Annotated in this window: 24 protein-coding genes; all 24 read right to left on the bottom strand. The window is 42.0% G+C overall.

The window, feature by feature from the left end:
- Positions 1 to 9 precede the first annotated feature (9 nt).
- The 24 genes from proS to fliZ all read right to left on the bottom strand — a co-directional run bounded on the left by proS (position 10) and on the right by fliZ (position 22,823).
- Positions 10 to 1,704, bottom strand: a complete 1,695-nt coding sequence (proS, locus tag KXZ66_RS08850; RefSeq protein WP_003231918.1) for a proline--tRNA ligase — start codon at positions 1,702 to 1,704, stop codon at positions 10 to 12.
- 32 nt (positions 1,705 to 1,736) lie between these two features.
- Entirely contained in the window at positions 1,737 to 3,005 is a 1,269-nt protein-coding gene (gene rseP / locus KXZ66_RS08845; RefSeq protein WP_010886508.1) for an RIP metalloprotease RseP, read from the bottom strand.
- A 6-nt stretch (positions 3,006 to 3,011) separates the two neighbouring features.
- Complete coding sequence (dxr, locus tag KXZ66_RS08840) at positions 3,012 to 4,163, bottom strand: 1-deoxy-D-xylulose-5-phosphate reductoisomerase (protein WP_003245155.1); 1,152 nt, start codon at positions 4,161 to 4,163, stop codon at positions 3,012 to 3,014.
- 61 nt (positions 4,164 to 4,224) lie between these two features.
- Positions 4,225 to 5,034, bottom strand: coding sequence for a phosphatidate cytidylyltransferase (cdsA, locus tag KXZ66_RS08835; protein WP_080474475.1), 810 nt, complete (start codon positions 5,032 to 5,034; stop codon positions 4,225 to 4,227).
- Positions 5,035 to 5,037: 3 nt separating this feature from the next.
- Positions 5,038 to 5,820 (bottom strand): undecaprenyl pyrophosphate synthase, encoded by a 783-nt coding sequence (locus KXZ66_RS08830; RefSeq protein WP_003231925.1) that lies wholly within the window; start codon positions 5,818 to 5,820, stop codon positions 5,038 to 5,040.
- A gap of 130 nt (positions 5,821 to 5,950) precedes the next feature.
- On the bottom strand, positions 5,951 to 6,508 hold the full coding sequence (gene frr, locus KXZ66_RS08825; protein ID WP_003231927.1) for a ribosome recycling factor: 558 nt from the start codon (positions 6,506 to 6,508) through the stop codon (positions 5,951 to 5,953).
- Between the two features lies 1 nt (position 6,509).
- Entirely contained in the window at positions 6,510 to 7,232 is a 723-nt protein-coding gene (gene pyrH / locus KXZ66_RS08820) for a UMP kinase (RefSeq protein WP_003220923.1), read from the bottom strand.
- Positions 7,233 to 7,377: 145 nt separating this feature from the next.
- On the bottom strand, positions 7,378 to 8,259 hold the full coding sequence (tsf, locus tag KXZ66_RS08815) for a translation elongation factor Ts (protein ID WP_003231929.1): 882 nt from the start codon (positions 8,257 to 8,259) through the stop codon (positions 7,378 to 7,380).
- A gap of 101 nt (positions 8,260 to 8,360) precedes the next feature.
- Positions 8,361 to 9,101: a 30S ribosomal protein S2 gene (gene rpsB / locus KXZ66_RS08810; protein WP_003220918.1), complete on the bottom strand. Its 741-nt coding sequence runs from the start codon at positions 9,099 to 9,101 to the stop codon at positions 8,361 to 8,363.
- A 143-nt stretch (positions 9,102 to 9,244) separates the two neighbouring features.
- The gene (gene swrB, locus KXZ66_RS08805) at positions 9,245 to 9,748 is read right to left on the bottom strand and encodes a swarming motility protein SwrB (RefSeq protein ID WP_077670736.1); all 504 of its coding nucleotides are present in this window, start codon (positions 9,746 to 9,748) and stop codon (positions 9,245 to 9,247) included.
- A 28-nt stretch (positions 9,749 to 9,776) separates the two neighbouring features.
- Positions 9,777 to 10,541, bottom strand: a complete 765-nt coding sequence (sigD, locus tag KXZ66_RS08800) for an RNA polymerase sigma-28 factor SigD (RefSeq protein ID WP_032725704.1) — start codon at positions 10,539 to 10,541, stop codon at positions 9,777 to 9,779.
- A gap of 22 nt (positions 10,542 to 10,563) precedes the next feature.
- Positions 10,564 to 11,064, bottom strand: a complete 501-nt coding sequence (cheD, locus tag KXZ66_RS08795; RefSeq protein WP_003244852.1) for a chemoreceptor glutamine deamidase CheD — start codon at positions 11,062 to 11,064, stop codon at positions 10,564 to 10,566.
- Positions 11,061 to 11,690: a CheY-P phosphatase CheC gene (gene cheC / locus KXZ66_RS08790; RefSeq protein ID WP_003231935.1), complete on the bottom strand. Its 630-nt coding sequence runs from the start codon at positions 11,688 to 11,690 to the stop codon at positions 11,061 to 11,063. The genes cheD and cheC overlap by 4 nt, the downstream gene beginning before the upstream one ends.
- Positions 11,691 to 11,708: 18 nt before the next feature.
- On the bottom strand, positions 11,709 to 12,179 hold the full coding sequence (cheW, locus tag KXZ66_RS08785) for a chemotaxis protein CheW (protein ID WP_003231938.1): 471 nt from the start codon (positions 12,177 to 12,179) through the stop codon (positions 11,709 to 11,711).
- Positions 12,180 to 12,200: 21 nt separating this feature from the next.
- A complete protein-coding gene (cheA, locus tag KXZ66_RS08780; RefSeq protein ID WP_014476817.1) occupies positions 12,201 to 14,219 on the bottom strand; it encodes a chemotaxis protein CheA in 2,019 nt (672 codons plus the stop codon).
- Positions 14,220 to 14,224: 5 nt separating this feature from the next.
- Positions 14,225 to 15,298: a protein-glutamate O-methylesterase CheB gene (gene cheB, locus KXZ66_RS08775; RefSeq protein ID WP_003245823.1), complete on the bottom strand. Its 1,074-nt coding sequence runs from the start codon at positions 15,296 to 15,298 to the stop codon at positions 14,225 to 14,227.
- A 1-nt stretch (position 15,299) separates the two neighbouring features.
- The gene (gene flhG / locus KXZ66_RS08770) at positions 15,300 to 16,196 is read right to left on the bottom strand and encodes a flagellum location/number ATPase FlhG (protein WP_219144874.1); all 897 of its coding nucleotides are present in this window, start codon (positions 16,194 to 16,196) and stop codon (positions 15,300 to 15,302) included.
- Complete coding sequence (gene flhF, locus KXZ66_RS08765; RefSeq protein ID WP_003231945.1) at positions 16,187 to 17,287, bottom strand: flagellar biosynthesis GTPase FlhF; 1,101 nt, start codon at positions 17,285 to 17,287, stop codon at positions 16,187 to 16,189. Before flhF ends, flhG begins: the two co-directional genes overlap by 10 nt.
- On the bottom strand, positions 17,287 to 19,320 hold the full coding sequence (gene flhA, locus KXZ66_RS08760) for a flagellar biosynthesis protein FlhA (RefSeq protein WP_043940115.1): 2,034 nt from the start codon (positions 19,318 to 19,320) through the stop codon (positions 17,287 to 17,289). The genes flhF and flhA overlap by 1 nt, the downstream gene beginning before the upstream one ends.
- A 32-nt stretch (positions 19,321 to 19,352) precedes the next feature.
- Positions 19,353 to 20,435, bottom strand: coding sequence for a flagellar biosynthesis protein FlhB (gene flhB, locus KXZ66_RS08755; protein WP_014479790.1), 1,083 nt, complete (start codon positions 20,433 to 20,435; stop codon positions 19,353 to 19,355).
- The gene (gene fliR, locus KXZ66_RS08750; RefSeq protein WP_141949456.1) at positions 20,435 to 21,214 is read right to left on the bottom strand and encodes a flagellar biosynthetic protein FliR; all 780 of its coding nucleotides are present in this window, start codon (positions 21,212 to 21,214) and stop codon (positions 20,435 to 20,437) included. The genes flhB and fliR overlap by 1 nt, the downstream gene beginning before the upstream one ends.
- A 7-nt stretch (positions 21,215 to 21,221) precedes the next feature.
- Positions 21,222 to 21,491, bottom strand: coding sequence for a flagellar biosynthesis protein FliQ (gene fliQ / locus KXZ66_RS08745; RefSeq protein WP_003220888.1), 270 nt, complete (start codon positions 21,489 to 21,491; stop codon positions 21,222 to 21,224).
- A 14-nt stretch (positions 21,492 to 21,505) separates the two neighbouring features.
- Positions 21,506 to 22,171, bottom strand: a complete 666-nt coding sequence (gene fliP / locus KXZ66_RS08740) for a flagellar type III secretion system pore protein FliP (RefSeq protein WP_003245692.1) — start codon at positions 22,169 to 22,171, stop codon at positions 21,506 to 21,508.
- Positions 22,164 to 22,823 carry a flagella biosynthesis regulatory protein FliZ gene (gene fliZ / locus KXZ66_RS08735; protein ID WP_041335980.1) on the bottom strand — a complete coding sequence of 220 codons (660 nt, stop codon included), beginning with the start codon at positions 22,821 to 22,823 and terminating at the stop codon, positions 22,164 to 22,166. The genes fliP and fliZ overlap by 8 nt, the downstream gene beginning before the upstream one ends.

Below are 22,823 nucleotides of genomic sequence, written 5' to 3'. Positions count from 1 at the left end.
TTATGGTGATTACTGCTTGCTGATAAACGCAGATAATTCGTCTACTGAAATCTCAGTTGACTCACCAGTTTGGCGAATTTTCACTTCGACGATTCCTTCGTCAGCCCGTTTTCCGACAGTGATGCGGATTGGAAGGCCGATTAGATCTGAATCAGCGAATTTTACGCCGGCACGCTCAGCACGGTCGTCATAGAGCACTTCATAGCCTTCCGCTTTTAAATCGGCATACAGCTTTTCAGCAAGCTCTCTTTGCCCATCGTTTTTCATGTTCAATGCAAGAATATGAAGATCGTACGGGGCAACGCTTTTTGGCCATATTAATCCTTTTTCGTCGTGATGCTGTTCAGCAATAGCAGAAAGCGTTCTTGACACACCGATTCCGTAACAGCCCATCAGCATTGGCTGCGCGCGTCCGTTTTCATCTAAATATGTCGCATTCATCGCTTCTGAATAGCGTGTTCCGAGCTTAAAGACTTGTCCGACTTCGATTCCCTCAGCAAAACGGATCGTTCCCTTGCCGTCTGGTGAAGGATCACCTTCTTTAATAAAACGAAGATCAGCAAATTCTTTAATTTGCGCGTCACGATTCACATTGACATTTTTATAATGATGATCTCCTTCATTTGCCCCGGCAACAGCATTAACCATTGCTTTCACAGCTTGATCGGCATATACTTCCACATCCTGATGAATACCGACAGGGCCTACAAAGCCTGGCTCTGTTCCGAGCTGCTGAATGACCTCTTCATGTGTGGCAAGCTCTACAACTTCTGCATGAAGCAAGTTTTTCACTTTAATATCGTTAACTTCATGATCCCCTCTTACAAGCACTAAGACAAAACGGTCATCAGCTTTAAACAATACTGACTTAATGCACGCTTCAGCCGAAACCTGCAAGAACGCAGTCAGTTCTTCGATTGTTTTCACGTTAGGCGTATGAACCTTCTCTAGAGCTTTAGGCTCTTCATCTGAAGGAACTTCCTGGTGAAGAACTTCAGCCATCTCGATATTAGCCGCGTACTGTGATTCATCAGAATACGCAATCGTATCCTCTCCGATCGCAGAAAGTGCCATAAATTCGTGCGTATCCTTTCCTCCCATTGCGCCTGAATCAGCGATAACAGGTCTTACATTAATGCCGCAGCGGGCAAAAATATTAGAATAGGCCTCGTACATTTTTTGATACGTTTCATCCAGGCTCTCTGCAGATGCATGGAAAGAGTACGCATCCTTCATAATAAATTCGCGGCCTCTTAACAAACCGAAGCGAGGACGTTTTTCATCTCTGAACTTAGACTGAATTTGATAAAGAGTCAGAGGGAGACGCTTATAAGATTTAACCTCATCGCGAACAAGCGAAGTGATAACCTCTTCATGCGTTGCCCCTAAAGCAAATTCACGGCCATGACGGTCTTTTAGTCTCATTAGTTCGGGACCATACGTATACCATCTGCCTGATTCCTGCCATGTCTCCGCCTGCTGCAATGCGGGCATGAGCATTTCTACGGCATCAATTTTCTCCATTTCCTCTCGAACAATCTGCTGAATGTTTTGAATCACCTTATACGCAAGAGGCATATAGCTGTATACCCCGCTCGTATTCTGTCTGATAAATCCTGCTCTCAGAAGAAGCTGATGACTTTTTGCTTCGGCATCAGCTGGAACTTCACGGAGCGTAGGAATAAGCGTCAAGCTTTGTCTCATTTCTTCGCACCTCTGATTGATTTACTTTTCGTTTACAAAAACAGCCGCTGGATATCGTTCCATGTGACAACCAGCATAAGAAGCATTAAGAAAGCTACTCCGATAAACACAACAAATGCTTCTTTTTCCCTGTTAATCGGTTTGCCCCGAATCGCTTCAATAAATAGAAACAACAGTCTTCCTCCGTCAAGTGCAGGAATCGGAAGCAGGTTGACAATCCCAAGATTAATGCTTAAAAACGCCGCAAACTGAAATAAGTTCACGATCCCTGTTTTCGCCACTTGGTCTGTCATGTCATATATGCCGACAGGACCTGACAACATATCGAGTTTAAATTGGCCTGTTACTAATTTGCTCAGATTGGTTAAAATGGCTTTGGTGACATCAACTGTTGATGTCGCGCCGTAAGCAACCGCTGAGAGTACGCCTTTTTCAGTCGGCGCATAGGAACCGAAACGTCCGATTGTTTTTTTGTTCTCATCTTTAACAGCTTCCGGAGTCACCGAAATATGAAGCGTTTTGTTATCTCTTTTTACCGCAACGTCCATTTCTTTCTCCGGGTTTTCTTTTACAGCGGAGACAATGTCAGTCCAAGACCTCATTTTCTCTCCGTTAATGCTTTGGATATAATCCCCTTCTTTTAGCCCTGCTTCAGCTGCCCGTCCATTGTCTGTCAGCTGCCCGAGCATAGGTTCATTTGACGGTACGCCTTGAATCAGCCCAAGCATCACTAAAATGACGTAAGCTAAAATAAAGTTCATAATCGGCCCTGCAGCAATTGCTTTAATCCGCTGCCATACAGGTTTGGAACCAAATTGGCGATTATACGGCGCAATCTGCACTTCTTCTCCGTCTACAATAAAAAAGGATGTTTCGCTGACAGTAAAGCTGGAAAGTTCGTCCTCTTTCCCCTGTTCATAACCGGTGATCTTCATGTCATGCTCTAGATCCGCTGTTTCCACTTCAATGACTAATGCATCCGGATATTTTTCCTTTTGATTGATGATGACTTTCTCAACTTGATCTTCCTTATTAAACAGAAGCCCGACCGTGTATCCGGGTTTCACCTCAATCATTTCCGGATCTTCGCCGGCCATACGAACAAATCCGCCGACCGGAAGCAGCCTGATCGTATAAACTGTTTCATTTTTTTTGAAAGAAAAAATCTTTGGACCGAAGCCGATCGCAAATTCACGGCAGAGAATTCCCGCTCTTTGGGCTAGCAATAAATGGCCCAGTTCATGGAAGAAAACGAGCGTTCCGAAAATAATGATAAACGCTATAACTGTATTCACGAACATACCACCTTATGTGAGTATTGAATTGACGTATCCCCGGGTATCTTTGTCCACTTCTTGAATGTCCGCCAGGCTCGGTTTTTTCAGTAATTGATGGCGGGTTAGTGCCTTTTCGATACAGTCTTCAATAGCCAAAAACGGTATCTTGCCAGCTAAAAAGGCAGCGACAGCTACTTCGTTTGCCGCATTTAGCACTGTCGGCATTGTTCCTCCTATTTTACCTGATTCAAAAGCAAATTGTAAGCATCGGAACCTGTCAAAATCAGCTTTCTCAAAATGAAGGCTGCCGATTTCCCATAATTCAAGCCTTTTCGCATCTGGTAATGGCAATCGGTCAGGATAAGTGAGCGCATATTGAATGGGGACTCTCATATCCGGAGTTCCGAGCTGTGCGATCACACTTTTATCATGGAACTCAACCATTGAATGGATGATGCTCTCCTTATGTAAAACCACATCAATTTGTTCATAAGGTATATCGAAAAGCCAGTGTGCCTCGATCACCTCTAATCCCTTATTCATCATTGTAGCCGAATCAATTGTAATTTTTGCACCCATTGACCAGTTTGGATGTTTTAATGCATCTTCAACTGTTACTGATTCGAGCTCCTCCCGCGTCTTGTCCCGAAAACTTCCGCCGGATGCCGTAATGATGAGGCGTTCAATGTTTTTAGCCTGTTCGCCTTGAAGAGCTTGAAAAATGGCTGAATGCTCACTGTCAACAGGCAGCAGCGGAACATCATATTTCTTAGCATGTTCTTTTACTATATGCCCTGCAGTGACAAGAGTTTCCTTATTTGCAAGCGCAATTGTTTTTTTCTGTTCAATTGCCTTTAATGTCGGGATAAGACCGACGCTTCCAAGCAAAGCGTTGACAACAATGTCAACCTCCTCCATCACTGCTGCTTCTATCAGTCCTTCTTCTCCCAGCCCGATTTGGCATTCAAAAGAAAAAGACATTTGTTTTAATTTATGATATGTATCCAGATCACCGACAGAGACAAACTTCGGCTGAAAGACCTCAATCATTGGAACGGCCTTATCAATATTTCTGCCAAACGACATAGATACCAGCTGAAATTGGTCTTGATGTGCACGCAGTACATCAAGAGTCTGTTCGCCGATTGATCCTGTTGCTCCTAAAAGACAAATATTTTTCAAAGTTGCCACTACTCCTATTCTTATTGCTGCATGATCAGTCTCATATTCATATTAGACTTTTTTATGAAAAAAGGGCAAGCAGAAAGTACAAGAAAGGCATGACAAACAAGAAACTGTCAAAACGGTCTAATATACCGCCATGCCCGGGAAGAATATTCCCAGAATCCTTTACATCGTAATGTCTTTTCAAGGCGGATTCCACTAAATCTCCCAGTTGTCCAAAAACAGACAAAAACAGCGTGATCAACAGCAGATAGATATAAGGAATCGGAAGTTGTGCAACAAGCTGAAAAATCGTCGCCAATACAAGTGCGATGACAATTCCGCCTGCAAACCCTTCCACTGTTTTATTCGGACTGATTTCAGGCCACAGTTTCCGCTTCCCAAGCGATTTACCGACAAAATAGGCACCGGAATCGGTGGACCAAATAACAACACACGCATAAAAAATGTATGTTAATCCGAATTGGTCAAGATTTCTGATTTCGATAAAATAATGAAAACACATTCCGATGTAAATTGCTGCAAGCGTAATAAACCCGACTTCATCAAAAGTAAAGGTGTTCTTGACCAACACTGTGTAAGTCAGCAATAGCAGTACCGCAAATAAAGCGATTTCCATTTTGGAAATCCCGTCCGCTTCAAAAAACGAATACTGGCTTGGCAATAAGAACATCCACAATAATAAAAGACCGATCAAACCCGGCAGTGAAACCAGCTTCAGCTTTTTCATCCGTAAAAGTTCAAAAAGCGCCACACTGCCCATAGCATAAATTAATATGGTGAACGGCAATTTCCCGACAATAACCAAAAATAAAAATACAATTGCTGCCAGAACACCTGTCAAAATTCTTTGTTTCATGTCCACCATCCTCTAAATTCCGCCAAACCTCCGGCCTCTCTGCTGAAACTCTCCTAACGCCTGCAAGAAGTGATCTTCTTTAAAGTCAGGCCACAAGACGTCAGTAAAGACAAATTCACTGTAGGCAACCTGCCATAGCATAAAATTACTCAGCCTTATCTCGCCGCTCGTTCGAATTAAAAGTTCAGGATCCTGCAAAGATTCAGTCATCAAATAAGTAGAAAAAAGCGATTCATCAATGTCTTCAATATTCAAAGAGCCTTCCTTCACTTTTTCCGCGAGTGATTTTGCAGCACTGACAATTTCAGTACGGCCTCCATAGTTAAGAGCAAAATTAAGGATCATTCCGTCGTTTTGCGCCGTGTCCTGTACAGCTTTTTCAATCGCACGTAATGTGTGCGCGGGCAAAGCCGTTTCATCCCCAATGATCCGAACCTGTACATTTTCCTCAACAAGCTCTGGAAGATACGTATTCAAAAATTCTTCCGGTAGCTTCATTAAAAAATCGACTTCCATTTTCGGTCTTTTCCAGTTTTCTGTTGAAAATGCATACAATGTCAGTACTTTGACACCTAATTCGTTTGCGAGCTTCGTGGTCCTTTTTACCACCTTCATCCCTTCATGGTGGCCTGCAATTCTGGGAAGAGAGCGTTTTTTAGCCCAACGGCCATTTCCATCCATGATAATGGCGATGTGTTCGGGAATTTCTCCCTTAAGTATGTCTTCTTTTGTATAACGTTCTAAGTTGGAAGCCGCAGTTTGCTGATTCTTCCAATTTTTGAGTATGTTGAGCATGAGATTCCTCCGTCACCCAAAAAGGTTACATTCCCTGCTGATAATCAATGTAATCAACAGTATTAACAAAAAAACCCCCTGTAAACATGAGAGGGTCTTTTCACTATTATCTATTGTACATAGTTTTTCATTAAACTTCCATGATTTCTTTTTCTTTGTCTTTTGTGACACTGTCAATTTTTGACACATATTCATCTGTCAGTTTTTGAACGTCTTCAGTGGAAGCACGCAGTTCATCCTCAGTAATGTCTCCGTTTTTCTCAAGTTTTTTGAGATCATCGTTAGCATCACGGCGAACGTTACGAACAGCTACTTTTGCTTCTTCAGCGTATTTTTTTACAACTTTCACTAATTCTTTCCGTCTCTCTTCTGTTAGTGCCGGAATTGCAATTCGAATCATATTGCCGTCACTTGTTGGTGTAAGACCTAAATCAGCTTTTAAAATCGCTTTTTCGATATCGCCGATTGCTGTTTTGTCGTATGGTGTGATAACGAGCATACGAGCTTCAGGCACGTTAATAGAAGACAACTGATTTAAAGGTGTCTGCGCTCCGTAATATTCAACCGTTACTTTATCTAATAATGATGGATTTGCACGGCCTGCGCGTACAGTAGCCAATTCGCGCTGATAAGCAGCAATTGCTTTTTCCATTTTTTCTTTTGTTTGAGTTAATACTTCTTTTGACACGTTATTTCCCCCTCACGATCGTTCCGATTGATTCACCGATAACGGCACGTTTGATATTTCCTTCTTCCATAATAGAAAAGACGATAAGCGGAATGTCATTGTCCATGCATAAAGAGGAAGCTGTTGAATCCATGACTTCCAGGCCGTCTTTAAGAACGTCAAGATAAGAAAGTGATTCATACTTAACAGCTGATTCATCTTTTCTAGGATCAGCATTATACACACCGTCAACGTTATTTTTAGCCATTAAAATAACGTCTGCCTCAATTTCAGCAGCCCGCAGTGCAGCTGTCGTATCAGTTGAGAAATATGGGTTTCCTGTGCCCGCAGCGAAAATAACGACACGTTTTTTCTCTAAGTGGCGTATCGCTTTTCTTCTTATGTACGGTTCAGCAACTTGTCTCATTTCAATGGATGTTTGCACTCTGGACTGGATTCCGAGTGTTTCCAAGCTGTCTTGAAGAGCAAGCGAATTCATTACTGTCGCCAGCATTCCCATATAGTCAGCAGTCGCGCGGTCCATGCCCAGGTCACTTCCTGTTTTTCCGCGCCATAAGTTGCCGCCGCCTACTACAACAGCCACTTCGACTTCAAGCTCAGCGATTTCCTTCACTTGCTTTGCAATGGATTGAATGACAGTCGGGTTAATTCCATTTCCCTGTTCTCCTGCCAATGCTTCCCCGCTAAGCTTTAATACGATACGTTTGTATTTTGGTTTTTCCATGATAACCTCCAAGTGTAAACATTGCCGTTTTCTATTATGCAAGAGAAAAAAAGGTTTGTAAATATAGTTTTAAAAATAGGGAACACAAAATGTGTCCCCTATACTGCCTGAAAAGACGCGACTTAGCCGCGAAATCTTTTCACCATTATTTTTTCACTTGGTTCATTACTTCTTCAGCAAAGTTTTCTTGACGTTTTTCGATGCCTTCTCCAACTTCATAGCGGACAAAAGTTTGAACAGTAGCGTTTTTCGCTGCAATAACTTGTTTCACTTTTTCATCTGGGTTTTTAACGAACGCTTGGTCTAATAGACAAATTTCTTCGAAGAATTTGTTCAGACGGCCTTCAACCATTTTCGCTACGATGTTTTCAGGTTTGCCTTCTTGGAGGGCTTGCTGAGTTAAGATTTGACGCTCATGATTTGTTTCTTCTTCAGATACTTGATCACGAGAAATGTAACGAGGGTTAACTGCAGCAACGTGCATTGCGATATCTTTCGCAGTTTCTTCATCAGTTGTACCGTTGAGAACAGTTAATACACCGATGCGGCCGCCCATGTGAAGGTACGCACCGAATGCAGAGCTGTCGTCTTTTGTGAGAACTGTAAAGCGGCGAAGAGTGATTTTCTCACCGATTTTAGCAACTGCGCTTGTGATATACTCTTCAACAGTTGAGCCATTTTCCATTTTTTGGCCCATTGCTTCTTCAACATCAGCTGGCGTGTTTGCAAGAAGGTGGTCAGCTAAAGTGTTAAGAAGCTCTTTAAAACCTTCGTTTTTCGCAACGAAATCAGTTTCAGAGTTTACTTCTAGGATAACGCCTTTGTTGCCGTCAGTTTTAATAAGAGTAGAACCTTCTGCTGCGATACGGTCAGCTTTTTTCGCTGCTTTTGCAATCCCTTTTTCTCTTAAAAGGTCAATTGCTTTGTCCATATCTCCGTCAGTTTCAGTTAACGCTTTTTTACAATCCATCATGCCCGCGCCAGTTTTTTCACGCAGTTCTTTTACTTGCTGTGCAGTAATTGCCATTTGTATTCCTCCTTATATGTTTAAACAAGAGTATGTATATTACACATTTTTCTTGAAAAAAGGTGATAAAAGGCAGTCCCTCTTATCACCTTTTGAATAGGTTACGCAGTTGTTGTTTCTGTTTCTGGTGCAGTTTCTTCAGCAACTTCCGCTTCTTCTTCGCCTTGCTTCGCTTCTAAGATTGCATCTGCCATTTTAGAAGTTAGAAGTTTAACAGCGCGGATAGCGTCATCGTTCGCTGGGATAACAACATCGATTTCATCTGGATCACAGTTAGTATCTACGATACCGATGATAGGGATGTTTAATTTGCGAGCTTCCGCAACAGCGATGCGCTCTTTGCGAGGATCGATGATGAATAATGCATCAGGAAGATCCTTCATATCTTTAATTCCGCCTAGGAATTTTTCAAGACGCTCTAATTCTTTTTTCAATTGAACGACTTCTTTTTTAGGAAGTACATCAAACGTACCGTTTTCTTGCATTTTTTCAATGTCTTTAAGACGTTTAATACGTTTTTGGATTGTTTCGAAGTTTGTTAATGTACCGCCCAACCAGCGTTGGTTGACATAGTACATGCCAGAGCGTTGAGCTTCTTCTTTAACAGAATCTTGAGCTTGTTTTTTTGTTCCGACGAAAAGGATTTTTCCGCCTTCAGCAGCAAGATTTTTAGTGAAGTTGTAAGCTTCCTCTACTTTTTTGACTGTTTTTTGAAGGTCAATGATGTAGATTCCGTTACGCTCCGTGAAAATGTAACGCTTCATTTTTGGGTTCCAACGGCGTGTTTGGTGACCGAAGTGAACACCAGCTTCAAGCAATTGCTTCATAGAAATGACTGACATGTTATTTCCTCCTAATATAATGGTTTTTTTCCTCCGCTTAGGTCATTTTTGTGCAGAACTGCCGCCTGCAGCACCCTCTGCATAAATCGTTAAGCGTGTGTATTTAACACCAAGACATAATATAACACAGCTTTATCCGACAATCAAGAATCCTTTACACCTTTGGAGCGAAATTTTAAAAATAGCTCGATTTCTGTCTTTCCGCTCTTCATTATCTGGGCAATTTGACTTGCCGAATATCCCTGTTCATATAATTCTATGACCTGGTCTTCAAATGATTGGACCTCACTGTTTACGAGCTCTTCCCGACGGTCAACCTCTGTAATCAGACCTTCAATATGTTCAGGAAGATTCTCTGCCTCTTGGACTGGATCCCGCTCTTGATATGTTTCAGAGGTCTGAAGGCCTGGCTTTTGGGATTCTTCATCTGATTGACTTGCAGATGAAGCTTTATTTTCTATCAGTTTCTCATTTTCTTCTTTTAATTCAAGCAGAAATGCCGCCAAGGTGTTTTCCGTCTCTTCAAGTATCTGTTTTTGCTGTTTTTCTGTTTCTTTCACTGCAGCGAGCCTCGTATACAGGATAATGACAGCGTACAGAAGAACGCCGTGGAGCGTAAAGCTTAAAAGCCATAATAGTGTTGACATGTTTTTCACTCGCTAACCATGAAATTCATTATTGTATCACTTTTTCCAGCAGATTCTTTAATTTAAATAATGCCTTTGAATGGATCTGAGATATGCGGGACGTAGAAAGATTTAATACTTGTCCGATTTCTGTCAGTGTCAACTCCTCTTTGTAGAACAAACTGACAACCAGCTGTTCTTTTTCAGAGAGTTCGTGAATTTTTTCCGCAAGCTGTGCAACCAGTTCATCCTTCATAATCTTTTCTTCAGGCGGAACATTTTTGTCATCTCTGATCATGACTTGAATGTTTTCCCCGTCATCTTGATCATGGAGCTTTTCATCAATTGACAGCAGATTTGCAAAAAAACCTTCATTCATTGTTGACACGACATCCTGTACCGTCATTCCGAGTTCCTCTGCAATTTCCGCGGGCGATACATTCCGAAGATACCGCTGTTCAAGTTTTTCAATTGCTGCTTCAACCTTTTTTGTTTTTTCGCGCGAGGTTCTGGGCAGCCAATCTTCTTTACGAAGCCCGTCTATGATTGCGCCGCGAATTCTAAACGAGGCGTAGGTATCAAATTTTAAGTCCCGGCTGGGGTCAAATTTTTCAAGGGCATCATATAAACCAAGCATACCAAGGCTCATAAGATCGTCTTTATGCACTGATTTCGGCAGTCCGACAGAAATTCTGCCTACATGATATGTGACAAGCGGCATGTAACGGCGCATTAAGTCGTCACCGGCTTTAGGATCTTTCCACTCTTTCCAGCGCGTCCAAAGCACCTGATCTTCATAATTCAAGGATTGCATTGTTATCCCCCTAATACCTTAATTAAATCGTTTTTTCACCTTGTTTAACAGTTCGAATATGCAGCATGCAGGACTTCGGTTCAAATTCTATCGTCCGGCCGCTTGAGCCGCCCGTATCTTCACTAATAATAGGAATATTAAATAAAGACAGCTGTTCTTTTATCGCTAATACATTTCTCGGTCCGATCTTCATCAAATCATTTGTCGATTTAAATTTAAACATCTCTGATCCGCCGGCCAGCTTTGCTTTTAATGCAAATTTCCGGCATCCCGCTTCTATCAGCATATCAATCGTGGTCTGTACGGCGGTGTCAGCGTACTTAGCCCGGTTGAGCTCGGCAGTTTTCGATAACGTCGAATCCGGAAGCATGACATGAACAAGACCCGCCGTTTGCTTTTCTTTATCATAAAGCACCAGCCCCACACATGAGCCCAAACCAGAGGTCCGGATGGTATCCGGGAAGCGGGCGATCTTCACGTCAGCAATCCCAACCTTTATAACAACAGCCTCAGTTGTACTCATAATGATGCACCTAAGGCGACAAAGAGCTTTTCAAATGAATCATAGTCCGGCAGCATAAACATATGCGCTTTCAGCTCCTGCTGATGGCTTTGGTCAAAAATTGACGTGTCGACAACAATGGCGTGTTCTCCAACCTGACTGAGCTCCATCAGCCCTTCGCTGATCACTGCTCCGAACATGTCCAAAGAGACTTCAGGAACACTTGGATAGAGCTGGAGTTTCGTCAAATCCGCCAAAGCTGTTAAATATGACCCCGCTAAAATATTGCCCAGTTCATGCAAAGCGGATGAGCTCATGTGGTCTTCACCTAAGTCCTCTATGTCAAAATCGGGGTTTCCAATCAGCTCTCTGATAAACTGCTCCGCCTGAAAAAAAGGCATTATAAAGAACATTGAACCCGTTAAATCGCCTTCCATTCTTAAAAAGATGCTGGCAACCGGGACATCGGCGCCGCCGAAAAAATCAACAAGCTCATCAAAAGACAGCAGCTTTGCAAATGGGACTTCCATATCTATCTTTCTATTTAACAGCTGGGCCATTGCAGAGGCGGAGTGGCCGGCGCCTATATTGCCGACTTCCCGCAAAATGTCCATCTGCTCTTCTTTGATTCCATTAAAAATACTCATGTCATAACCCCTTTAAGATTAAGCTTGATCGGGCACAGCGGACTGAGATGATTCTTTATCCAAAACCGCGTTCGCATCAATAATATTTAAGAGTCTGTTCTCTTGTTTCACAATCTGTTCGATCGACACATCCGTATCTTTCTGAACGCCTTCTGGAGCAGATTCTATTTCACTTTCGTGTACGGTAATCACATCATTCGCTTCATCCACAATCCAGCCGACTTCAATATCACGATAAGCAATAATGATAATTCGTGTTTCATCTGTAATTTCATACTCTGGCAAATTCAGGCGTTTTCTTAAATCAATAACCGGAGTCACCACCCCGCGTAAATTGATTACCCCGCAAATATATGGTTCGACGCCAGGTACCCTCGTTGGCTTTTGCCATTTTTCAATTGATTTCACCTGAGTGACGGAAATGGCATATTCTTTGCCATTTACCATAAAGACTATCATTTTTTCGCCTGTTTTAATTTCTGCAGTCATGTGAGACACCTCCTCGAATGGTTAAATAATCAGTGCATTACAATCAATAATGAGCGCTACTTCTCCGTCTCCTAAAATAGTAGCTCCGGAAATTGCAAAGACGTTTGTTAAATAATCTCCGAGTGATTTCAGCACAACTTCCTGCTGGCCAATAAAGGAGTCCACCACAAATGCAGTAGGTTTGTCGCCTTTTTTCACGACAATGATATGGAGCTGTTCCGCATCTTTTCTTGTATCTTCTATTTTAAACTCTTCTTTTAAATAAACGACAGGGACAATATGCCCTCTAAAGTCAATCACTTCACGGTCATGCGTTTGCAAAATGTCTTTTCTGTCAATAACTGCTGTCTCAATGATTGAAGAAATCGGAATGGCAAATGTCTCTTCTTCCAACTTAATCAGCAGAACTGAAATAATAGACAAGGTAAGCGGCAGCTGGATGCTGAATAGAGAGCCTTGACCCTCGGCTGATTTCACACTGACTGAACCGCCAAGAGACTCCAGTTTGTTTTTTACAACGTCAAGTCCTACACCGCGGCCGGAAATATCAGAAATTTGGTCAGCAGTTGAGAACCCCGGAGCAAAAATCAATTCGTAAATTTGGTTGTCTTCTAAGGTTTCAGCTTCTTTTTCCGTTATGACCCCGCGCTCAAGCGCTTTTTCCAGAATTTTTTTGCGATTAAGGCCTGCGCCGTCATCCTCTACTTCGATAAAGACATGGTTGCCGCTGTGATAAGCTTTAAGCACAACTTTTCCTGATTCCGGTTTTCCCTTTTGCAAACGTGTTTCCGGCGCCTCGATACCATGGTCAATACTGTTTCTGATCAAGTGAACGAGTGGATCTCCGATTTCATCAATTACTGTACGATCAAGTTCAGTTTCCGCACCGATGATCGAGAGTTCAATTTTTTTATTCAGCTCTTTCTGAAGCTGGCGAATCATTCTCGGGAATCTGTTAAAAACAGTTTCAACCGGGACCATTCTCATATTCAGAATAATCGATTGCAAATCTCCGGAAATTCTCGTCATTCGTTCAACCGTTTCAGTCAGTTCATTGTGCTCAAGCTCTTTCGCAATCTGCTCGAGACGCCCGCGGTCAATGACAAGCTCTTCAAATAAGTTCATTAAAGAATCAAGCCTGTCAATGTTGACACGAATTGTTTTAGATCCGCCGGCTGAATGCTTCGCCTGTTCATCGTTTTTAGCAGGCTGTTTTTGTTTCTCCTGCTTCGCAGGTACAGCTGCTGCTGGTGAATCTTCTTGCTTAGATTCTTCAGGCTTTTCAGCTGATGTTAAAGGAGCCCCTTGAATGACTTCAACATGCTCAATTTCCGACACGCCATTGATTAATTGTTCAATGTCTTCCGCTGATTGATGTGTTAAGAAACAAACTTGAAAGTCAGTTCCAAAATCTTCTGTTTCAAGCACTTCAGCACTTGGAATTGTTTTGGCTACTTCTCCGACTTCATTTAGTTTTTCAAACACCATATAGACACGAACTGCTTTTAACATACAGTTTTCGTTCAGAGAAATCTTGATTTCATATCGTTTGAAGCCTTGCTCCTCCGCTTCTTGTATAACTGTGCGTTCAAATTCATCATATTCCCAATCAGATGCTGAACTCTGTGCTTCTGCAGGTTCAGCGGAGGCAGCGGATTCAGCGTGTGCACCATTCACATCAAGCTTGGCACTCACTTCTGAGATATCTCTTTTACCATCCCCGCCATCAATAATAGACTGAACCATTGCTTCCAGGTGATCCAGAGCTTCAAACAAAATATCCAGCCAGTCTGAGGTGACTTCCATGTCTCCGTTTCGGATTGCATCCAGCACGTTTTCAAGCAGATGGGTAAGATGTGCTAAATCCGTGTAGCCCATCGTTGCGCTCATTCCTTTTAATGTATGGGCAGCCCTGAATATATCATGTACGAGCTGAAGATCAGTCGGGTCTTTCTCTAAAAGAAGAAGCTTTTCATTACATGTTTGTAAATGTTCTTTACTCTCATCAATAAAGACATCTAAATACTGATTCATATCCATTTGAATCACACCCTCTCTTTTTTCACACAGCTTGTGATGGATGCTGCGATATCTTCCACATGTTTAATCTCATGAATGAGACCCGCTTTAACAGCAGCTTTTGGCATCCCGTATACGACACAAGATTCTTCAGACTCCGCAATGGCTTTCACATTGCCGGCTGTTAGCATGTCCTTTAGCCCAGCAGTGCCGTCACTGCCCATTCCGGTCATGATAACCGCTACTTTTTCATAATCTGTCAGTTTCCCGACAGAACGGAATAAATAATCAGCAGATGGTTTATGACGGCTTGGTGTGTCATGGTTATCAAGCACAACCTGGAGTCCTTCGCTGTTTTTAATAACGGATATGTTTTTTCCGCCCGGTGCTATGTAAACACAGCCGTTAAGAGCTGCTTCACCATCTTTTGCTTCTTTTACCTGAATGTCAGATAAATGATTCAGCCGATCAGCCAAAGAAGCAGTAAACCCCTCAGGCATGTGCTGAACGACAACCACTGGTGCGTTCAAATCTTTAGGGAGCTTCGGTATCACCTTTTGTAACGCTCGTGGACCGCCTGTTGATGTGCCGATACACACAATTTGTCTGCCCGTGCCAGGTTTCGGTTTGCTTAATTCAGGCTTAACGACAGCACGCACAATAGGTTCGGGCCGAACTGTCTGGGAAACAGGACGTTTCCGCTTGCCGGAAAGTCCTGCCGCGACGACACGCTCAACTAATTGTTCTTTAATTTTGTATAGATCCAGAGATATTGAGCCTGATGGCTTTGTGATAAAGTCAAAGGCACCGATCTCCAAACAATTAATTGTGCATTCTTTACCTTTCTCGGTCTGGCTAGACACCATAATGACCGGCAAGTTATAAATCTCAATAATTTTGCGGAGCGTATCTGTCCCATTCATGACCGGCATTTCAACATCAAGAGTAATAACATCCGGTTTTAATAATTCAATCTTCTTAAGCGCTTCTTCTCCGTTTCTCGCAGTTCCGATTACTTCTATCTGCTTTTCCTCGGTCAGAAAATCACTTATCATTTTTCTCATAAAAGCTGAATCATCAACTACAAGCACACGAATCAAATTAAGCCCTCCTCATTAAAAAAGAAGATAATTTCTCAATAAATGTCTGTTTGTCTTCTTTGTGTCTCGTTTCTTCTCTTCCAAACAAGGCGTCCGCTAAAATACGGACTGACCGGCTGGCTTTTGCCTGAGGGTCTTTTATGAAAAAAGGAACCTGTTCGACAACCGCTTTGCTCACGATCACATCGTCAGAAACGGAACCGGCAAACTGAACCTGAACATCCAAAAACATATGAATTGTACGGGAGAGGCGGGCAAAAGCGTCAAGCCCTTCCTTTTGGTCACGGCACCGATTGACAGCCACCTTCATTGAAAGCTTATTTTCTGTCAAAACCAAGTGCTTGACAGCGCTGTATGCGTCCATAATGGCCGTCGGCTCGGGAGTTGTTATAATCAAAATATCTTCTGCTGATAAAATAAAAGGCAGTTGATCTTTTGATAAGCCCGCTCCCATATCAAACAGCACATAATCGAACTGGCTTAATGCATGAGAAAGTTCATTGGCAAAAAACGTCCATTTTCTCTGATCGAGCTGAAACATCACATCAAGACCGGTTCCCCCTGATATATACCGCAAACCCTTTGGGCCAATGGATAATGACTGGAGCAAAGGCTTACGATCGGTTAAAACATCAATTATCGTGGCAGACGATGAATTTCCTATTAATATATCAATGTTCCCCATCCCGATATCAAGGTCGATGAGCAGCACCTTCTTACCTTTATCCTGCAGCGCAAGTGCCATATTTAAGGTAATATTGGATTTTCCGACACCGCCCTTGCCGCTGATGACAGCAAGTGTCTTCGCTTTTTGTGAATAAACCATTGGCAGAACGCGCTCACGTTTTTCCATTTTCGCCCGTAAAGTTGCTGCTTGGTCATATCTGTTCATCTGCACAGCATCCTCACAAAACCAAGTGGAGATACAGTCTGTATATCCTCAGGCACATTCTGTCCGTTTGTCATAAACCCGACACCTATTTTTGATTCTGCCAGTATATTAAATACAGAACCTAAGGAAGTCGTTTCATCTATTTTCGTAAAAATATACTGATTGACAGGGACGGATGAAAACCGTTTGACAATATGCTTCATATCTTCATATTTTGCAGTCGCGGATAAAACAAGAAATGACTGAATGCTGCTCTCAAAAGGAATCGTTTCTTTCAGTTCATCAATGTATTGCGGGTCCTTGAAGTTTCTTCCGGCTGTATCAACAAACACATGATCATACTCAGAAAATAACTCCTTCGCCTGCTGAAATTCTTCTTTTGTATAGCAAACTTCCAGAGGAGCCTGCAGCAGTTCAGCGTATGTTTTCAACTGTTCAACAGCTGCAATACGATACGTATCTGTTGTAATAAAAGCGATTTTTTTATGTTTTTCAAGCATAGATATGGCTGCGAGTTTAGCCAGTGTAGTTGTTTTACCAGCCCCTGTTGAACCAAAGAGAACGATATATTTTGAATGAATTGGCTCCTGCCACTTGTCTGCTGAGGGCAGCATATCGCATAGTATTTCCTGAAGTTTGCCGACAACATTTTCTTCAGTCAAGCCGCCTGCTTCAACAGAGAAGCGAAGCAATTTTTTCAGAGTGTTCGTTTTCGTAGACTCTTTGATCCCTGTTTCTTGCAAAAGCTTTTCTGCTTTTCGCAGCGGCTCAGGAAGTACAGATTGATATGCTGAAAAATCACCTAGCTCCTGTTGCGCCGGAATTTGAGGGGGATATGTTCTCTCCTCTATTTTCGGACTGCTGACCGGAGTTTTTAATGTTTGTTTCGGTTCAGCTGCCTTCTGAGGCGTTTTTTTCTCAAGAAAGTCCTGATCCAATACAGCGATTACTTCAACAGCAGGCTTGTTGACGAGGCCAAACCATTTTCGCTTTTTAATTTTTTTTGAATTTAATATGACCGCTTCATTACCTAACTCTTTTCTGATGAGAAGTGCCGCTTCTTGCATTGAAGCAGCAGTAAATTTTTTTATTTTCATTAAATATCCACCACTCCAATGCTTTGTACCTCAACATTCGCCTCAAGTTCGTTATAAGAGAGTACCGGAAGATCAGGGAAGTACCGTTCCAGAAGCTGCTTCACATACATTCTGACAGGCGGCGAGCAAAGAAGAATCGCGGTTTCCTGACGTAATGAGAGCTGTTCAGCTTCTTTAGCGACAGAGCGCACTATACTTTCTGAAATATCTGGTTCAAGTGATAAATAGTTCCCGTGTTCCGTCTGCTGCACACCGTCTGCTATTGCTTTTTCTACACGGCCGGAACAAGTAACAACCTTCAACACTTCATTTTCTTTGGCAAACTGGGCTGTAATTTGTTTAGCAAGCGCTTGTCTTGTATACTCTGTCAAGAGATCAGAATCTGTTGTTAATTTCCCATAGTCAGCAAGTGTTTCAAAAATCGTTACTAAGTTTCGAATTGAAACTTTTTCTTTTAAAAGCTTAGCAAGCACTTTCTGAATATCACCGACAGACAATGGATTCGGCGTAACCTCTTCAACCAGGACTGGATACGTGTCTTTCAAGTGATCGATCAGCTGTTTTGTCTCCTGCCTTCCGATCAATTCGTGGGCATGCTGCTTAATTTTCTCCGTAATATGCGTTGAAACGACTGATGCAGGATCAACTACTGTATAACCAAGCATATCGGCTTCATCCTTTACCGCTTCGCTAATCCATTTAGCCGGCAGCCCGAATGAAGGCTCCACTGTTTCAATCCCTTCAATGAGATCGTCCTCAGGAGTAGGCGACATCGCTAAATAATGATCAAGCAACAGCTCGCCTTTTGCTACTTCGTTTCCTTTAATTTTCAATCGGTATTCATTAGGCTGCAACGCTATATTATCTCTGATTCGCACGACAGGAATGACAAGGCCGAGTTCCAAAGCCAACTGACGGCGTATCATAACAATTCGGTCTAATAAATCACCGCCTTGATTGGCATCAGCAAGCGGTATCAGGCCATATCCAAACTCAAATTCTATCGGATCTATATGCAGAAGCTGAACAACACTTTCAGGGCTTTTTAGCTCGTCCACCTCAGCCTCTTCCTCAAGAATCTCATCCACTTCTTCTTTTTCCTTACCTGATTTAGATAGTGTATATGCGCCAAAAGCAAGCAATCCCGCAAGCGGCCCCGTCAGAAGGATGCCGATCGGAGTGAAAATACCTAAAAGCATGATCGTAGCTGCTGCGACGTATAAAAGCTTTGGATACGCAAACAGCTGGCCTGTAATGTCATGCCCTAAGTTTCCTTCAGAGGCAGCTCTTGTGACCACAATACCCGTAGCCGTAGAAATTAACAGTGCCGGGATTTGCGAAACAATTCCATCCCCTACAGTCAGCATCGTAAAGTGTGAAGCAGCCTCTTGAATGGACATGCCCTGCTGAAGCATTCCGATCACGATTCCGAAAATAATATTGATCATCACAATGATGATTCCGGCAATGGCGTCACCTTTTACAAATTTACTGGCACCGTCCATTGCTCCATAAAAGTCTGCTTCTCTTGCCACTTTTTCGCGGCGATGCTTCGCTTCCTGTTCGGTAATCATCCCTGCGTTTAAATCAGCATCAATACTCATCTGCTTCCCCGGCATTGCGTCCAGCGTAAACCTTGCTGCAACCTCGGAAACACGTTCAGCACCTTTTGTAATGACGATAAACTGAATAATAATAAGGATGATAAATACAACGAGTCCAACTAATACATTTCCGCCGACAACGAAATTTCCGAAAGTCTCGACGACTTTCCCTCCTTCACCGTGTGAAAGAATTGAACGGGTAGTTGAGACGTTCAAGCCCAAACGAAATAGGGTCAAAAGCAGCAACAGTGACGGAAAAATCGAAAACTGAAGCGCTTCCTGCATATTCATTGTGGTGAGAAGCACGATCAACGCAAGAGAAATATTAATAATGATCAAAATACTTAACAGCCATGGAGGAAATGGAATCACCAGCATCGCCACAATGAGGACAACACTTATTAAAACGGATAAATCTCTTGTTGACATGCTGTTTTTTCTCTCCTTTTAAATCGAAAAATTCAATATACTTTTTGTTTTGTTTTATATACGTAAGCCAGAATTTCTGCTAAAACTTTAAAAAATTCTTCCGGCACTGCCTGGTCAATTTCCACCTGATCATATAACGCACGGGCAAGCGGTCTGTTTTCTACCATCATGACATCATGCTCTTTAGCAATTTTCCTGATTTTTAACGCCAGGTGGTCGACACCTTTTGCAACAATATAAGGAGCGTCCATTTTTTCTTCATCATATTTCAAAGCAATCGCATAGTGAGTCGGGTTTGTGATAATGACATCTGCTTTTGGAACTTCCTGCATCATCCGCCTCATAGCCATTTCCCGCTGTCTTTGTTTAATTTTAGACTTAATAATCGGGTCACCTTCAGATTTTTTGTACTCGTCTTTTATATCTTGTTTTGACATTTTGATATTTTTCTCATAATCAAATCTCTGATATAAATAGTCAAGACCAGCAAGAATCAACAATGCACCTGCACCGCTCAGTCCCATCCACAAAGTGAGTTTTGAAACGAAAGATAGTGCCTCTTCGGGTGTCAGGAGAGGAAGCCGGAGAATTTCTCCATAATGCAGCCAAAGCACAGCAAAAGCCGCAAAACCGACGACTACGATTTTCAAAATTGATTTAATCAGCTCTACAATCGCCCTCATACTGTATATTCGTTTAAAGCCTTTGATCGGATCCAGTTTTTCAAGCTTAGGCTGTATCACTTCAGCAGAAAATAAGAACCCAACCTGCATATAGTTGCTTACGACTCCTGCAACAAGAGCAACAAGCAAAATCGGTGCGAGTATTATGCCCATATCCTTTAATAAGCTGACAAACAATGTATGCACATTTGATTCTGAGAGCTTCATTGTGAGCGATTCGGTATAAAATGTTTCTATGAATGACAGCAGCCTGTCTCTCATATACGGACCAATTGCAATAAGCGAAAGGAATATTACCAGTAAAGAAACGGCGGTATTGACATCCGAGCTTTTGGCTACCTGCCCTTTTTTTCGCGTATCCTTCCGTTTTTTCGGAGTTGCTTTTTCTGTCTTCTCTCCCGCAAAAAACTGCAGGTCAACTCTAAGCTTCATTAAGAAACACCGACCAATGCTAAAAGATTCCGCATCGTTTCAATCGTTAAACTGAAAACATTCCGGACAACGACGAAGATAACGGACATACATACAATGAGCATGATGAAACTGACAGCGATCTTTAAAGGCAGACCGACCACAAATACATTTAACTGCGGAACAGTTCGAGCCACGATACCTAATGCTAAATCAACTAGAAACAAGCTGGCCACAACCGGCGCTGACATTTGAAAAGCGATAATAAACATTGCATTAAAGCTTTTCGCAATAAAATAGGCAAACTTTTCATCGCCGAAATTCGGAAATGCCTGATCAACTGAAATATACTGAAAGCTGTAGTAAATACCATCCAGCAACAAATGGTGGGCATTGACACTCAGCATAAACCAAAGTGCCATCGTATAGATAAACTGGCCAATCAACGGACTTTGTGCACCTGTTTGCGGATCAATAACGTTTGCTATTGAAAATCCCATTTGAAAATCAATAAACGAGCCGGCAATCTGCACTGCGGCAATCATCATATAAGCAATTAAACCCAGACATAGGCCGACCAAAGCTTCTTTAAACGCCAAAAGCATATAGTGCTCATCTATCTCCAAAGAGGGCGGTTTATCAATGGTGCTGAAACAAATGACCGCAAGAAAAAAAGCAAAACCTATGCGATGAACAGCTGGCACATTTCGATGTCCAAATAGCGGAATTGTTACAAAAAAAGCAGAGATTCTAATAAAAACCAATAAAAAAGCAGGAAATAAGTCAATAATTGAATTCATCTCTACATTACCCTGCAAAACGATTTAAATTAGAAAACAGCTCTGTTGTAAATGAAAGAATCGTCGACAGCATCCACGGACCAAAAAAAATGAGAGCCAGGAGAACCGCCACGATTTTCGGAATAAACGCCAAAGTCTGTTCCTGGATTTGAGTTGTCGCCTGAAATATGCTGACAATTAAACCGACCAGTAAAGCAATAGCCAATAATGGCCCGCTGATCATCAGCGTTACGTATACGGCTTTTTCCGCCATAGAAATTACAAATTCTGAACTCACGTTTAGCACCTACCCTAAAAGCTCTGAAGCAAAGATTTCACAATTAAATACCAGCCGTCTACCAAAACAAAAAGTAATATTTTAAAGGGCAGAGAAATCATAACTGGAGGCAGCATCATCATCCCCATTGACATCAAGACGCTCGCCACTACCATATCTATAATTAAAAAAGGGATAAAAATCATAAAACCTATTTGAAATGCTGTTTTAAGCTCCGATATGGCAAAAGCCGGAACCATTGTTGTTAACGGAATATCCTTTAATGATTCAGGTTTATCCATTTTCGCGTAATTCATAAACAGCGCCAGATCCTTCTGCCTTGTGTGTTTACTCATAAATTCTTTAATCGGTTCCTCAGCTTTCGTATACGCTTCATCCAAGCTGATTTTGTTGTCCATTAATGGGGTCAGCGCTTCTTTATTAATTTCTGAAAAAGTAGGAGCCATAATAAAAAATGTTAAAAACAGCGCAAGCCCGATAAGAACCTGGTTTGGGGGCATAGATTGCGTCGCAAGTGAAGTTCTGACAAATGACAGAACAATGACGATGCGAGTAAAACAAGTCATAAGAATCAATATTCCAGGCGCCACTGAAAATACAGTTAACAATAATAGTAATTTAACAGTCGAACTTACGTTTTCCGGATCGCTTGAACTGAAAATATTTATAAACTCATTCATGATGACGTGGGCCTTTCTTCTTTCCTTCAGAACGGTTTTGTTTTAACTCTTCAAGTTGCTCTTTTAATGCTTTTGAAAATGAAGGCAGTTTTTGCTGCGGCTGATGTTCAGAACTCTTAAGCGGCTTCACAAACTTTTGCCACTCTATTTTGCTTGACATTGCCTCTTCATGCTGACTGAGAATGACTTCAATCTCTTTTTCATCCTCAATTTCTTTCAGCAGCTGGATCGTCTCTCCTACACCGACGACGAGCACACTTTTCCCAACCTTGATCAATTGTATGGATCTGTTCTGGCCGACCGATGTGCCGCCAATATTTTCAACATATTGAAAAGGCTTTAGGAGCCGATTTCTTTTGTTCATGAGCTTAACCAGCCCGTAAATCAGCACGATAACAAACAATAAAGCGAAAATCATCTTTACAAAATCAAAAGCTGAGACAGAAGGAGCAGCCGCTCCCTCCGTCTCATCAGCAGTTTTTGTTGTTTTTTCTTTCTTTTGCTCTGACTTATCTGCAGTTTTTTCATCTTTCTTTTGAAACCATTCGTTTACAGTTGAATTATCAGAGTCTGCCGCGGCAGCAGCAATCGGATGTACACTCAATAAAACGAAAAAACAAATAAAAACGATAAAATATTGACTCTTTTTCAA

This window comes from Bacillus sp. LJBS17 (assembly GCF_019334685.1).
Classification (GTDB): Bacteria; Bacillota; Bacilli; order Bacillales; family Bacillaceae; genus Bacillus; species Bacillus subtilis.
Note: the sequence above shows the minus strand (reverse complement) of the source record. Positions and strands in the feature narration are given on the sequence as shown.

Bases quoted from the DNA above. Each gene is read 5' to 3' on its own strand.
- proS (WP_003231918.1), bottom strand. From the start codon at position 1,704: ATGAGACAAAGCTTGACGCTTATTCCTACGCTCCGTGAAGTTCCAGCT.
- rseP (WP_010886508.1), bottom strand. From the start codon at position 3,005: ATGTTCGTGAATACAGTTATAGCGTTTATCATTATTTTCGGAACGCTC.
- cdsA (WP_080474475.1), bottom strand. From the start codon at position 5,034: ATGGTGGACATGAAACAAAGAATTTTGACAGGTGTTCTGGCAGCAATT.
- KXZ66_RS08830 (WP_003231925.1), bottom strand. From the start codon at position 5,820: ATGCTCAACATACTCAAAAATTGGAAGAATCAGCAAACTGCGGCTTCC.
- pyrH (WP_003220923.1), bottom strand. From the start codon at position 7,232: ATGGAAAAACCAAAATACAAACGTATCGTATTAAAGCTTAGCGGGGAA.
- tsf (WP_003231929.1), bottom strand. From the start codon at position 8,259: ATGGCAATTACTGCACAGCAAGTAAAAGAACTGCGTGAAAAAACTGGC.
- rpsB (WP_003220918.1), bottom strand. From the start codon at position 9,101: ATGTCAGTCATTTCTATGAAGCAATTGCTTGAAGCTGGTGTTCACTTC.
- swrB (WP_077670736.1), bottom strand. From the start codon at position 9,748: ATGTCAACACTATTATGGCTTTTAAGCTTTACGCTCCACGGCGTTCTT.
- sigD (WP_032725704.1), bottom strand. From the start codon at position 10,541: ATGCAATCCTTGAATTATGAAGATCAGGTGCTTTGGACGCGCTGGAAA.
- cheD (WP_003244852.1), bottom strand. From the start codon at position 11,064: ATGAGTACAACTGAGGCTGTTGTTATAAAGGTTGGGATTGCTGACGTG.
- cheC (WP_003231935.1), bottom strand. From the start codon at position 11,690: ATGAGTATTTTTAATGGAATCAAAGAAGAGCAGATGGACATTTTGCGG.
- cheW (WP_003231938.1), bottom strand. From the start codon at position 12,179: ATGACTGCAGAAATTAAAACAGGCGAAAAAATGATAGTCTTTATGGTA.
- cheA (WP_014476817.1), bottom strand. From the start codon at position 14,219: ATGGATATGAATCAGTATTTAGATGTCTTTATTGATGAGAGTAAAGAA.
- flhF (WP_003231945.1), bottom strand. From the start codon at position 17,287: ATGAAAATAAAAAAATTTACTGCTGCTTCAATGCAAGAAGCGGCACTT.
- flhA (WP_043940115.1), bottom strand. From the start codon at position 19,320: ATGTCAACAAGAGATTTATCCGTTTTAATAAGTGTTGTCCTCATTGTG.
- flhB (WP_014479790.1), bottom strand. From the start codon at position 20,435: ATGAAGCTTAGAGTTGACCTGCAGTTTTTTGCGGGAGAGAAGACAGAA.
- fliR (WP_141949456.1), bottom strand. From the start codon at position 21,214: ATGAATTCAATTATTGACTTATTTCCTGCTTTTTTATTGGTTTTTATT.
- fliP (WP_003245692.1), bottom strand. From the start codon at position 22,171: ATGAATGAGTTTATAAATATTTTCAGTTCAAGCGATCCGGAAAACGTA.